This window comes from Peribacillus sp. SIMBA_075 (assembly GCF_046534585.1).
In genome coordinates this window covers 1-13,843 of sequence record NZ_JAWRYN010000051.1, presented here as the reverse complement: position 1 = coordinate 13,843, position 13,843 = coordinate 1, and the positions used below count along the sequence as shown (strand labels likewise).

Sequence of the window (13,843 nt, the reverse complement as noted above, 5' to 3'; positions counted from 1 at the left end):
ATAAAATATTGTTTTTCGCTTGTAGGGAGATTAGGCTCATCTCACTTTCCCTACAAGCTTTTTATTTAGGTATAGACCTTTTCTCGTTATCAATCAATCCACATAGGGGGTCAAGCTCTTGGCCAGGAAGAATTACCGCCCATCTTCAAAAATATAAGAGAGCACCTTCATGGCTTGGTTCACGGATTCGACCGTGACACTCGCCTTTTCCGATAATTCCTTTAAGGCATGATGATGGGATTCTGAGCGAATCAAAATAAGCGGTTTACCCAGGGAAACGGCGGTGGTTGCGTCCATGGCAGTATTCCACTGTTTATATTTCTCGCCAAACAGAGCGACGACAAGATCAGCTTTTTTCATCATAAGACCTGTCCGCAAATTATTGATTTGGGAAGCGGCGGCATCCTTCAGAATAGGGTTCGGCTGTTCTCCGAGAATATCTTCACCAACATTATCGGAGCGTTCATGGTTTTCCATCGGACCGACAAATTCTAAGGGAAGCTTCAAGGCAGCGGCCTTATCTCTCAACTCACTTCTCCAATTCGAATGAATCTCCCCGGCAAGATACACGGTTAATTTCATAGTTTTCCTCCTCGGTATTTAAATTGCTTTCATTGTATCATGTTTTTTAGAAAATGGATGAATTCCATAAATAAGGATAATAGTATCCATAAGTGAGTACAAGAGAAGGCTGGAGGAATGACGATGGCTTTATCGAATGAAAAATTTCTTGTTTTCGTGTTAATTAGCAGTTTGCTTGTTGGTTGCTCAGGCATCGAGAGACAAACCGAAAAGGCGATGAAGGCTGCTGAAGTGGCTTTTCGTGACGATGAAAAACAGCCCAATATCGAGGCAGGGCTTATTCAGGTCTATCTGCCAAAGGATTTCAATGTAGTAGAAGAACATGAAAATAATTTGATTTTACAAAAAGGTGATAAGGCATATATATTATTTGTCAATCCAAATGAAAAGGAAGACAGCTCCGTATTATTTTTGGCAACAAAGTTGCAGGGGGATCAATATTTAGTGCTGCATTCTTTTCAAAATGATGAAAAATTCGGCTTTATCTCGATAAAAGAGGCATCGAAGGAAAAGTATGAGCTTGCGGTGGGGATCGGTGCGGTCAAGCTGACAACCGAAACGGATAAAGACCACTTAAAAACCGATGCGAAACAAATGATGCAAGTCGTTTCATCTGTGCCCCAAAAATAAAATGCACCCCGAACTTTCCGGCCATTCAACCGATCCATATTAATGGTTGATTCGGGGAGAGTCTGGTATGATGGGATTATATAAACTGTCATTTAGAGCAGGAGGAATATTCAAATGGAAAATTTACAAACTATTGAGCAATTTGATACATTAAAAAATGAAGGCAAACATATTTTTCTTTTTTCAGCAGCATGGTGTGGAGATTGCCGTGTAATCGAACCGATAATCCCGGAGATTGAAACGAAATTTCCTGATTTTACGTTCATTCATGTGGACCGTGATGAATTCATCGATGTGTGTGCAGCTAATGATGTATTCGGTATACCAAGTTTCATCGCTTATGATAATGGCAAAGAGCTAGGTAGATTCGTGAGCAGGGACCGAAAAACACAAGAACAAATTGAGGAATTCATTCAATCACTATAATCAATTTCCCCTTCTCGCAGGGGATTTTTCAATGAAGAGGAGGGTCAATCATGAAAATGGACAGCACGAAGCTGAAAAATATCTTGAAGGAACGTTTAAAAGATGTTAATCGCACTTTCAAATTCGATAGCAAGCAAGATACGTTACGTGTGGAAAATGTGAAGACCGGGAAGGGGATCACCATCGAGTTGCCTCCTGTACTTGCTAACTATGAAAACGTACAGGAAAAAGCCATCGATGAAATTACCTATTATGTGGAAGAGGCCCTGAATGTAATGGGGGAAGATCACAGCATGGAAGGCAAGGAGAAATCCATTTTCCCAGTCATCCGCTCAACCTCCTTTCCTATGGAATCGGAAGACGGAAATCCATTTTTATTCGATGATCATACGGCTGAAACCCGGATTTTCTATGCCCTTGATTTAGGGAAGACCTACCGCCTTATAGATGAAAAGATGCTTCAACGGGAAAATTGGCAGGGTGACAGGATCCGTGAAATTGCCCTTTTCAATGCCCGTTCCCTCTCAACTGAAATGAAGTCGGATATCGTTGCAGGTAATGCATTTTATTTTTTGAACACGAATGACGGATATGATGCCAGCAGAATCCTAAATGAATCCTGGCTCCGGGAAATGAAGGATAAGGTCGAGGGAACCATGGCCGTGGCGATTCCGCATCAGGATGTCATCATCATTGCCGATGTGAAGAATGATACGGGTTATGATATTCTTGCGCAAATGGCCATGAGCTTCTTTGCCAGCGGTCATGTACCGATAACGGCTCTATCTTTCCTTTATGAAGAAAATGAGCTGGAGCCCATCTTCATTTTGGGTAAAAACAAAAAGCGTGAACTATAATATCTTGCAAAACATAAGGACCGTGTCAGCATGGAAAACTCCAGCTTGGCAGCGGTCCTGTTTTTTATGGAGAAGTATATACAAGTTTAATAGAGTTGAACTAAAAGAAAGTGAAGCATTTTCCAACAAGGACCCTGAACTGGCTTGTTTCGTGAAAAATAGCCCGGAAAGCATGAATGACAAAGATCTTAAGAAGGTTAGGAATTTCCGATTTTCTCAGGTTCAGAAGATTTTTCGTATTATGCAGAAAAGATTCCAGGCTGCTTCTTTTACATCGGCTGTAAACCGAAAGGGATGGAGAAGGCATAATTCAATCACCATCCTAAATTCGATATTGATGAAAATGCCCTTTGATCGCTTCCAAATCAGTTGCGCAGGTTGTAAGCAGCTTTTATGAATGGGAATAGTACCATTGGTCTTTTTTTGCAAAAAAACGTTGGAACCCACAAAACACCGTTCAGTATTAACGAACGGTGTTTTATAGGCTTCGGCAGTTTGGATGCCACCGGAGGTTCCATGAAGGATGATGCAATGATTTGACCAGTCTCCACCCGGTTTGCATGTAAACTTAATCTCATTGTAAAGGTGATTTAACAGCGGTGTTTTATTTTAATAGTAGACTAGAGGCTGAGGGTATTTCACAATGGATAGGTTTAAACTCATTCCACAAGGGGTTTAATAGGATAGGAGTTCTGCGGAATAGGTAGAGTTAGTAAAGAATACGATAAAAAAGCAGATACAAATCCCAATTTAGCTTAAATTTTCTCGATATTTTAAAAATAACTGGTAGAATTAGTTACATAACTACAGATGTAGAAAGAGTGATACGTTTGAAATGGCTAAATAAGATGAAAAAATGGTTCCAAGCAGAGGAAATTATTGAAATCGAAGAAATTATTATAGATGAACCGCTTGATGAAGAGACATTAAGAAATATGGATTTTTCGAAGCTGCCGAAGTCAAAGAAAGAAGAAATAAAAGTTTACAATCAAACAGTGGAAAAAATGTCACAGACTCCAGATCCGGATACGAAAATCCTGTTTCAATATCCCAAAGGACAGTTCAAGTTTCCGCTCATTCCTGACCGGGAGCAGAAAAAAAGAAAGCCTAGGGAAAGAAACCGGGAAAATCACGAACAAGAGCAGGGGAATGTGACCAAAGAAACGAGAAGGCCTGTTAGGGATCCCGAAACAAAACGGAGAAGCTTAGATCGGGAGGAAAACTCGAAAATAGTCCCTTCAAATACTCCATTCCGCCCAACGGAAATCCCTTCACCCATTTATGGGTTCCGTCGTCCGGAAAAAAAGATAGTCCCTTCTGAAGGAATTGTCGAATATGAATTAGAAAGCAAATTGCCCGTCCTTAATAAAGAAAAACCCGATATTGAGATTCCAGGATCCATCCCTGAAACCTCTAAAGCCTTTGAGGAATTGACGATAAAACCATCTGTTCTTGTACAAGAGCAAGCGGAAAAAAAAAAGGAAGGGGCGGAGATACCCGCTTTCTTTCGTAAGAAGTCCATTGAGGCACGACCTGAAGAAGCGGTAAGTGAGCCTGTTATAGATGAGCATGCGGAAGAAAAAGAGTCTTATGAACAGGACCCAATTGATTTTGGACGCGAAGTCGCTGTATCCATCATGGACAAGCAGGCTGAAGCTATATCGTTCCCGGTACAATCGACTCAACCGCCTGTAAGTCACGGGATCCATCCAGAAAGTGATCCATCAGAGGCAAAACCGGAAAAACAGCCTAATCGTCCGAAAAAACATATCCCATTTAATGTGATGATGCTTAAGCAAGACCGGGAAAAAAATGAGTTCATGAATAAAATGCTGCCGGAAAAAAAAAGCCCTAATGCCGAAAGGGTAATCGTTTCACCTGATAAGCGATCTCTGATCAATGCTGATGAAACGGAGGCAGGACAAGCGAAACCATCCTCCATTCCTGAACGGAAACCGGAGGATGGCAAAGTAATGTCGAAGGAGGAGACTCCGGTCATTCAAGAACCCTCAACCTTAGTGGATACTGAATATGGCAACGTAACGGTCGCAGTGCCTGACAAAACAGCTGAATCCAATATCGGTTCGACTCCTGTCTTTAAGCCTACATTTGAACAGGGACATCACATTTCTGAAAATGGGAATCAAGAAGCTGATAATACAGGGGCTTCAGCAGAAGGTTGGCAGAGCGATACCCCGGAAGTGTTTGGTTCCGTTGAAGCCGATGATAATCCATACTATGTGTTTCCGAATATCGAGTTGCTGACACCTCCCACTTATGCTGTGCATGATGATGAGTGGCTCGAAGAACAGACTTTATTACTTGATGAGACCTTGAAAAACTTCAATGTCCGTGCTAAGGTCGTCAATGTCACTCAAGGACCGGCAGTAACCCGATTCGAGGTGCATCCGGAACCCGGTGTGAAGGTGAATAAAGTGACGAACCTGATGGATGACATCAAATTAAGCCTTGCCGCTCAGGATATGCGGATGGAAGCGCCTATACCGGGTAAACATACAATTGGGATCGAGATTCCGAACAGGAAAAGCAAGCCGGTATTTTTGCGGGAGGTTTTGGAAAGTAATGAGTTTCAAGAGCATGAATCACCGCTTGCTGTGGCTTTGGGTCTAGATATATCCGGTCAGCCGATAATCACGGATTTGAGGAAGATGCCGCATGGATTGATAGCCGGGCAAACGGGATCGGGGAAAAGTGTCTGTATCAACACCATGCTGGTAAGCTTGCTGTATAAAGCGACGCCGCAGGAGTTGAAATTGCTGTTGATCGATCCCAAAATGGTCGAACTTGCCCCATATAATCGAATCCCGCATTTGGTCAGTCCAGTCATAACCGATGTAAAAGCGGCTACGGCCGCGCTTAAATGGGCGGTAGAGGAAATGGAACGGCGTTATGAATTGTTTGTACATGCCGGTGTACGTGATATCACCCGCTTTAATGACCAAGCGGAAAAAGCCGGTCAATTTTCAAGCAAGCTGCCTTATATCCTAGTGATCATCGATGAGCTTGCGGATCTAATGATGATGTCCCCGGCTGATGTAGAGGAAGCGATTTGCCGGATTGCTCAAAAGGCCCGGGCCTGTGGCATTCATTTGATTGTAGCCACTCAGAGACCGTCTGTCGATGTCATAACTGGATTGATCAAGGCAAATATCCCGACAAGGATCGCTTTTTCGGTTTCTTCACAAGTCGACTCCCGTACGATCATCGATAGCGGAGGTGCGGAAAAACTGTTGGGAAGAGGCGATATGTTATTTGCTGAAAACGGCTCTTCAAAAACGGTTCGCCTGCAAGGGACTTTTGTAAGTGATGAAGAAATCGATCAAGTTGTCAACCATGTCAAACTGGAGCAGCAGCCTAAATATCTGTTTGAACAGGAAGACTTGTTGAACAGGGCCCAGGTCACGGAAGAAGCGGATGAACTATTTTTCGAGGCTTGTGAATTTGTCGTGAGCCAACAGGCTGCATCTGCATCGAGTGTCCAAAGGCGCTTCCGTGTCGGTTACAACCGTGCAGCGCGTTTAATAGAAATGATGGAGCAGCAAGGAGTCGTTTCTGAATCCAGGGGCTCAAGGCCCAGGGATGTTTTGATTACGGAAGAAGAACTGGAATTTTTACATGTTAATTAAGAGAACCTATTAAAAGGAAATTGTATATAATGTAAAAGGGTGAAAACCTTGTTATTATCACGTTAATTGAGGCAAAATCCAATGATTTTATAAATTGGAACCTCCCTGACATGGATGAATGAATAAAAAAGTGATATAATAGTTTTTTGTTGATGAATGATTGAAAATATAAGCATGAAAAACTATGAAGAAATTGCGTTTCTAACAAGTCTCGTAATGAAAAAACAAATAAAAGATGACGTCATATACTGTCATACAGGTAGACGATTGGTGGAGGTTCGCTTTATGACTGCTTACCATTTTGTGGGAATTAAAGGGTCGGGTATGAGTGCTCTTGCACAAATACTGCATGATATGAATATTGAAGTGCAGGGTTCCGACTACGAAAAAGAATTTTTTACACAATTGGCATTAGAAAAAGCCGGGATTAAAATCCTTCCTTTTAACGAGGAAAATATTCAACCTGGAATGACCATCATTGCAGGAAATGCGTTTCCGGATAGCCATCCGGAAATCATGAAGGCAAAGGAACTTGGTTTGCCGATCATCCGTTATCACCGTTTCCTAGGTGATTTCATGAAAAACTTTATCAGCGTGGCGGTTACGGGAGCGCATGGTAAAACATCGACGACCGGCTTACTGGCCCATGTAATGGGCGGGCCTAAACCGACATCCTTTTTGATTGGGGATGGAACGGGTAAAGGAATCGTGAATTCTGATTACTTCGTATTCGAAGCATGTGAATATCGCCGTCATTTCCTTTCATATTATCCGGATTATGCAATCATGACGAATATCGATTTTGACCATCCTGATTATTACGCCAATGTCGAAGACGTGTTCGAGGCTTTCCAAACGATGGCCCTTCAAGTCAACAAAGGCATTTTTGCGTGCGGGGATGATGAGCATTTACCACATATTCAGGCTAAAGTACCAGTTATTTTTTACGGATTTGCAGAAGGAAATGATTTCCAAGCGAAAAATGTTTCCGTCACTCCGGATGGCACCACTTTTGATGTGCACGTAAGGAACAATTACTATGATACATTCACTATTCCTACCTTTGGAAAGCATAATGTGTTGAACGCACTTGGTGTCATTGCACTTTGTAAATATGAAAACTTGGATAAAGAAGCTGTGAAAGCCCAATTGCGGACTTTTGGCGGAGTTAAACGCAGGTTCTCCGAAAAGGAAATCGGAAGCCAGATCATCATTGATGATTATGCGCATCATCCGACTGAAATTTCGGCAACTGTTGACTCTGCTCGTCAAAAATATCCAGAGCGTGAGGTTGTTGCGGTATTCCAACCGCATACTTTCTCTAGAACGCAGGCATTCCTGGATGAATTTGCCGACAGTTTGAATTTGGCCGACAAAGTATACTTATGTGAAATTTTTGGATCTGCCCGTGAACATCAAGGGAAGTTGTCGATTGAGGACCTTCAAGATAAAATCCCAGGTGCCGAGCTGATAACGGAGAACACAACTGCAATATTGCAAAAGCATGAAAACAGTGTCGTGTTATTCATGGGTGCGGGGGACATTCAGAAGTTCCAAGCAGCCTACGAGCATTCACTGCAGGTAAAATAAAAAAACGACCGATCCGTTAGAACGGGTCGGTCGTTTTTTTATTGGGATTTTTGTTATTTTAAATTTTCTGGATTTAAATTTTCCAGTTCGGGTAAAACGAAGCGCCCGTCCTTACGTATCAAGACGTCATCAAAATGGATTTCCCCTCCGCCGTATTCTGGGCGTTGAATGTTGACCAGGTCCCAGTGAATGTCTGAATGGTTTCCGTTAAAGGCATCATCATAGCATTGTCCGGGAGTGAAATGAAAACTTCCATCAATTTTTTCATCAAAGAGGATATCTTGCATCGGGTGTAGAATATAAGGATTTACACCAATTGCAAATTCACCGACATATCGTGCGCCTTCATCAGTATCAAAAATTTTGTTGATGCGATCCGTATCATTCGCAGCCGCTTCAACGATTTTTCCATCCTTGAATGTTAACTTCACGTTTTCAAAAGTAAAGCCCTGATAAGGGGACGGAGTATTATACGAAATCACTCCATTGATGGAATCTTTAACAGGAGCCGTATATACTTCACCGTCAGGAATGTTCAGCTCACCTGCACATTTGATGGCTTTAATGTCTTTGATGGAGAAGGTTAGATCCGTTCCGGGCCCGGTTAAGCGGACCTTATCCGTTTTATCCATCAATTCGACAAGACTGTCCATTGCTACGCTCATTTTGCCATAGTCGAGGTTGCAGACTTCGAAATAAAAGTCTTCAAATGCTTCAGTGCTCATTTTGGCTAATTGGGCCATGGAATTTGTCGGGTAGCGAAGTACGACCCATTTTGTTTTTGGCACGCGGATATTTCTATGTACTTTACCGACTGTCTGTCCATGAATCGCCATCTTCTCTGGAGGGACATCGGATTGTTCATTGATATTATCCCCGGCACGAAGCCCGATATAGGCATCCATCTGGTTCATTACGTTTGCTTCAAACTCACCCATCATCTTGTACTGTTCTTCTTTGGCACCCATCAACAAGGCACGATCGACTTGGTGATCCTTTAAAAGGACGAATGGGTAACCACCAGCTGCATAGGCTTCATTCACAAGGGCGTTAACAAGTTCACGCTGCAATCCAAAGTTTTCGATCAAGATTTTTTCACCTTTTTGAAGCTTCACGGAATAATTGATTAAATTTTTAGCCAATGTTTCAATTCTGGGATCTTTCATAAAAATACCTCCATTGTTTAAATTCGACTTATCATTCTATCATACCCGATTTCCAGCCATAAGTGTCACCCCATGAATTTCATGGAGGAACTGGATGCAGGCAACAATATTTCCAGATTAGGGTTTGATGGGGTATATTGAAAAAATAAATACGTTTATAATAATAGGGAAGGGGTAATTAATATCTAACAGCTACTAAATAAGTCGATTTTTCGGAGGTGTTCCAATGGAGATTATTTTATACGTAAGTGCTGCTGTTGCAGCGATAGCCTTTTTGGTCCTTGTTATTTTCCTGACAAAGGTACTGACATCGCTTCAAACAACCCTGGACAGTGTGGCCCGGACGCTGACAGGGCTAGAGAGCCAAATGCAGGGCATAACGCTCGAAACTACCCAGTTATTACATAAAACGAATACGTTGGCTGAAGATTTGCAGCAAAAGTCAGAAAACCTGAACACGGTGGTGGATGCTGTGAAGGATGTAGGTACATCCATCTCAAGCTTTAATTCTTCCATCCAAAAGGTTTCCCATAAAGTGCAGGCTGAGATTGATAATAATCAAGAACGAATCTCACAGATTGTACAATGGAGTAATGTAGCTTTAGAGATTAGGGATAAATGGAAGACTAGAAGCAAACAGGCTGCCCCAACCCCAACTGAAAGTGCGGAATTAGAAAGGGAAGCACTGGAAACCGATAACCTGCCTAAAAAAAGGTTTTTACGTTCTAGATCATAAATCTAGTTATATAAAAAATGAACTGAAAATTGAAAGGGGAATGTATTATGACTCAAAAAGAATTTCAGACAAAGGACTATCAGAAATCATATGAGGACGAACGCGACTCGATCAATTCTAAGGACTTTATGATTGGCGCCTTGATCGGCGGGATGATCGGAGCGGCCACTGCTTTGTTCATGGCTCCCAAAACAGGCAAGGAACTAAGGAACGATTTCAATGAACAAGCTAAAAACATTTCAGAGAAAACGGAAAGATTAAGACAAACGGCGATGGAAAAAGGAACGGTTCTTGCTGATACTGCAAAAGAAAAAACAAGCTCCGTAACGGAAATCGTTTCAAATAAATCTTCAAATATCGTTAATAAAGTGAAAAGCCTAAAAACGGGAAAAGAAAACGGCGACTCTGCTGATGATACGACAAATTCGAGCAATAAGGATATAGATGTGACGGGAACTTCCGATTCTCCTATCGTATCTGTAGAAACGAATTTTGCTAACGGCAGCAACCCGGAAACTGATCCTGCCGACCCTACAAGCGGAAACAAGAATACGGCAAAATTAAAACTTGATGAAGCGAAAAAGGCATTTGATGAAACAGAGAATAAACTAACGAAATAAATTCTTGACCCTCCATTCTTTTAAAAGGGATGAAGTGACATAAAGTTACGTAGAATAAGGCGGTGAAGCGCTTCGATGGCTTCACCGCCTTTTTGATGGTAAAATTTATATGTACAAGGAAAGGAGATGCATTATGAAGATTACCAAAATTGAAACAGAAGAACAATTCAATCAGCTTTTAAAAGAGGATACTTTCCTACTTTTCAAGCATAGCGTAACATGCCCGGTCAGTGCGGAAGCATATGAACAATATGAAAAGTACATCTCAGAGAACGAACAACTTAAAACGGCCTATTTAGCCGTTCAGGAAGCTCGTCCACTATCCAATTATGTGGCAGAAACATTTGATATCAAACATCAATCACCTCAGGCCATCCTTTTTAAAAGTGGAAAACCGGCCTGGAATGAATCTCATTGGCGGATTACATATGATTCATTAAGCAAAGCCATTACAGAATGAATGGAAGGCCGGATCCCTTTGGTAAGGGGTCCGGCCTTTTATTATTCCATTGATTGGCGGGCCTAAGGATGTTAATCCTGGGGAAACCTTTTCTATGGAGGCCCTTCCGTAAAGACTCTTTAAATATTTCTCGGCTTCGGACAAGTGGCGGAAGATTTAAACTTTTCTATGTTCTTGTGAAAAATGATCAATTAAATGATAGCTTTCCTGTTCTATTTCCAATATAATTCCTACAACGGATCGTGTTTCAATATTCTGTGTAATCGTTTTTCTGGCATGAGCGGCACCTAGTTTTAAGTATTTATAACTTTAATGCTTAAAAGCGTTTAATTATTAAAGAAAAAGTTAGTGACATTTATGGACACTTCATTTATAATTGATTTAATCATACATGAAATATTCTAAAATTTTCATTGATAAAACAATCGGAGTGGATGTTCGAGGGTCCGGATGGGATTTTTTTAGTTTGAATCCGCTGAACCGATTTCTATTTTAAAAAACGAAGGGATGGATTTGTAATGAGCAACAAAGAGCTTGATGGACTTCGTAATCAACTGGATGATGTGAACCTTCAGTTATTACATCTTATTAATCAACGTGCTGAACTTGTACAGGAAATTGGTCGCGTTAAAGAAAAACAAGGTGTAAACCGTTACGATCCGGTCCGTGAAAGAACAATGCTGGATCTTATCGAAGCTAATCATCAAGGACCGCTTGATCTTGGTTCGATTAAACATATTTTCAAAGAAATCTTCAAATTGGGCTTGGAGCTTCAAAAAGACGATCAGAAGAAAACGCTTCTTGTATCTAGAAAACAAAAGGCTGAAGACACTATCATCGACATTAAGGGTGAATTGGTCGGTAATGGAATCCCGAGCTTCGTTTTCGGACCATGTGCCGTTGAATCTTATGAACAAACTGCTGCGGTGGCGGAAGTCATTAAAGCTAAAGGTTTGAAATTGATGCGCGGAGGTGCATTTAAGCCACGTACATCTCCATACGACTTCCAAGGACTTGGTTTGGAGGGCTTACAAATACTTAAACGTGTTGCTGACGAATACGGCTTGGCCGTCATCAGTGAAATCGTGAGCGCTAACGATATCGAAGCGGCGATCGATCATATTGATGTCATCCAAATCGGTGCACGCAACATGCAAAACTTCGACTTGCTAAAAGCGGCTGGTGCCGTAAATAAACCAGTTCTTTTAAAACGCGGACTGGCTGCAACGATTGAAGAGTTCATTCATGCAGCGGAATATATCATGTCGCAGGGCAATGGCAACATAATCCTTTGTGAACGCGGTATCCGTACTTACGAAAAAGCAACAAGAAACACACTTGATATCTCTGCCGTACCGATTTTAAAACAAGAAACCCATTTACCGGTCATGGTTGATGTGACGCATTCCACTGGACGTCGCGACCTCTTGCTTCCGACGGCTAAAGCGGCGCTTGCAATCGGTGCTGACGGTGTAATGGCAGAAGTGCATCCAGACCCATCTGTTGCTTTATCGGATTCTGCACAGCAAATGGACTTCAAACAATTTGATGAATTCTACGATGAAATTAAACGTTTGAATTGGGTAACTGTATAAGCTGGAAAGTCTTTAAAATATCTACTTACGGCCCTTACCTCCTTGGCAAGGGCTATTTTTAATGGTAAAATACTTGTTTTTGCAGAAAAAGCATCGAAATAGGCACTATTGGATTGCAGGAAAGATTCGACTATCGTATGATAAATAACATGAATGAGAACTGTTCGGAAGATTGAGTCATACATAAAGTGATATCTATGTGAATTTTATACTTGAAAAGGGTATTGAATCTTTGACTGAGAAGAGAGTAGGACTGCATTTTTTGTTAGGCAGATCGTTCCTAAAATAATCTTCCTTATAGAGGAAAACGCATAAAAGAATTTTTCCCGAAATAATTCGGGTCTTTTATGGGGAAAATGAAAGAAATGGAGGAATGGATGAATGAATAATATAACCATTTATGATGTGGCGCGTGAGGCGAATGTTTCCATGGCCACCGTTTCCCGTGTAGTTAACGGGAATCCGAATGTAAAGCCTGCAACAAGGAAGAAAGTTTCGGATGTGATTGAGAAGTTAGGGTACCGTCCCAATGCAGTGGCAAGGGGTCTTGCCAGCAAGAAAACAACAACAGTCGGGGTCATAATTCCGGATATCTCGAGCATCTTTTTTGCCGAATTGGCACGAGGCATAGAAGATATAGCCACCATGTATAAATACAATATCATTCTAAGCAGTTCCGATGAGAATATAGATAAGGAATTCCATTTGTTGAATACGATGCTTGGAAAACAAGTGGATGGTATCGTATTCATGGGCGGTAACATTTCTGATGAGCATGTCAAAGAGTTTAAGAATTCACCCGTTCCAATCGTTCTGGCAGGTTCGGTGGATGAAAGCGGACAAGTTCCATCGGTTAATATTGATTATGAGGCGGCGGCATTCGACGCAGTGACCTTCTTTGCTAAAAAAGGCCACAAGCATATCGCTTTTGTAAGCGGAAATCCTTCCGCGCTGATTGATGAAAAGAAATTGACTGGTTATAAACGAGGGTTGAAAGAAGCTGGGCTTACTTTCGATGAAAGCTATATTGTTGAAGGCGATTATACATATGATTCAGGAATCGAATCTTTTGAAAAGTCACTGGAAGCTGAAGAGAAACCGACGGCATTCATCGCCAGCGCTGATGAAATGGCGCTTGGAATTGTCCATGCGGCACAGGACAAAGGGTATAATGTACCGGAAGACTTTGAAGTGATCAGCTTCGACAACACGAGATTGACATTGATGGTGCGACCGCAAATCACGACGATCGTTCAACCTTTATATGATATTGGTGCCGTTGCGATGAGGCTTCTGACAAAGTTGATGAATAAAGAAGAAGTGGAGGAAGGTCATGAAAAAGTGATCTTGCCACATCGGATTGAAAATCGTCAATCAACGAAATAAGCTGGTTTGGAGAGTGTCCTGGGGGCACTCTCTTTTGTTTCTTAAAAAAAGGCTGTTTTCACATACTTTGCTGCTATTTACCAGGTAGTGAGTTGTGGTTGATTTCCCCTCCAGATGCTCGCTTTCCTTGGTGCGGGCGGTGAGCCTC

Annotated in this window: 12 protein-coding genes and 1 pseudogene; 11 read left to right on the top strand and 2 right to left on the bottom strand. The window is 41.7% G+C overall.

Annotated features, from left to right (window positions below):
• Nucleotides 1–132: 132 nt before the first annotated feature.
• Nucleotides 133–582 carry a YtoQ family protein gene (locus tag SB775_RS23875; protein WP_089363612.1) on the bottom strand — a complete coding sequence of 150 codons (450 nt, stop codon included), beginning with the start codon at nucleotides 580–582 and terminating at the stop codon, nucleotides 133–135.
• Nucleotides 583–705: 123 nt separating this feature from the next.
• Between SB775_RS23875 and SB775_RS23870 the strand changes: the two genes are divergently transcribed.
• The 6 genes and pseudogenes from SB775_RS23870 (at nucleotide 706) to murC (ending at nucleotide 7,732) form a co-directional block, all read left to right on the top strand.
• Nucleotides 706–1,212: a hypothetical protein gene (locus SB775_RS23870; protein WP_089363613.1), complete on the top strand. Its 507-nt coding sequence runs from the start codon at nucleotides 706–708 to the stop codon at nucleotides 1,210–1,212.
• A gap of 114 nt (nucleotides 1,213–1,326) precedes the next feature.
• A complete protein-coding gene (locus tag SB775_RS23865) occupies nucleotides 1,327–1,638 on the top strand; it encodes a thioredoxin family protein (protein WP_089363614.1) in 312 nt (103 codons plus the stop codon).
• Nucleotides 1,639–1,688: 50 nt separating this feature from the next.
• A complete protein-coding gene (locus SB775_RS23860) occupies nucleotides 1,689–2,495 on the top strand; it encodes a DUF1444 domain-containing protein (protein ID WP_061464418.1) in 807 nt (268 codons plus the stop codon).
• 201 nt (nucleotides 2,496–2,696) lie between these two features.
• Nucleotides 2,697–2,902 (top strand): annotated as a pseudogene (locus SB775_RS23855) (amidohydrolase); the annotation flags it as partial.
• Nucleotides 2,903–3,325: 423 nt separating this feature from the next.
• Nucleotides 3,326–6,142: a DNA translocase FtsK gene (locus SB775_RS23850; RefSeq protein WP_410863630.1), complete on the top strand. Its 2,817-nt coding sequence runs from the start codon at nucleotides 3,326–3,328 to the stop codon at nucleotides 6,140–6,142.
• A 285-nt stretch (nucleotides 6,143–6,427) separates the two neighbouring features.
• The gene (gene murC / locus SB775_RS23845; RefSeq protein WP_410863628.1) at nucleotides 6,428–7,732 is read left to right on the top strand and encodes a UDP-N-acetylmuramate--L-alanine ligase; all 1,305 of its coding nucleotides are present in this window, start codon (nucleotides 6,428–6,430) and stop codon (nucleotides 7,730–7,732) included.
• 53 nt (nucleotides 7,733–7,785) lie between these two features.
• Here murC and SB775_RS23840 read toward each other — a convergent pair whose 3' ends face one another.
• Nucleotides 7,786–8,898, bottom strand: a complete 1,113-nt coding sequence (locus tag SB775_RS23840) for an aminopeptidase (RefSeq protein WP_410863626.1) — start codon at nucleotides 8,896–8,898, stop codon at nucleotides 7,786–7,788.
• Nucleotides 8,899–9,124: 226 nt separating this feature from the next.
• Between SB775_RS23840 and SB775_RS23835 the strand changes: the two genes are divergently transcribed.
• The 5 genes from SB775_RS23835 (at nucleotide 9,125) to ccpA (ending at nucleotide 13,695) form a co-directional block, all read left to right on the top strand.
• Nucleotides 9,125–9,634: a DUF948 domain-containing protein gene (locus tag SB775_RS23835; RefSeq protein WP_061464413.1), complete on the top strand. Its 510-nt coding sequence runs from the start codon at nucleotides 9,125–9,127 to the stop codon at nucleotides 9,632–9,634.
• 47 nt (nucleotides 9,635–9,681) lie between these two features.
• Entirely contained in the window at nucleotides 9,682–10,254 is a 573-nt protein-coding gene (locus SB775_RS23830) for a YtxH domain-containing protein (RefSeq protein WP_089363615.1), read from the top strand.
• A 133-nt stretch (nucleotides 10,255–10,387) separates the two neighbouring features.
• Nucleotides 10,388–10,714, top strand: a complete 327-nt coding sequence (ytxJ, locus tag SB775_RS23825; protein ID WP_284470008.1) for a bacillithiol system redox-active protein YtxJ — start codon at nucleotides 10,388–10,390, stop codon at nucleotides 10,712–10,714.
• 518 nt (nucleotides 10,715–11,232) lie between these two features.
• Entirely contained in the window at nucleotides 11,233–12,309 is a 1,077-nt protein-coding gene (locus SB775_RS23820) for a bifunctional 3-deoxy-7-phosphoheptulonate synthase/chorismate mutase (protein ID WP_061464410.1), read from the top strand.
• Between the two features lie 381 nt (nucleotides 12,310–12,690).
• Complete coding sequence (gene ccpA, locus SB775_RS23815; protein WP_061464409.1) at nucleotides 12,691–13,695, top strand: catabolite control protein A; 1,005 nt, start codon at nucleotides 12,691–12,693, stop codon at nucleotides 13,693–13,695.
• The last annotated feature ends 148 nt before the right edge of the window (nucleotides 13,696–13,843 follow it).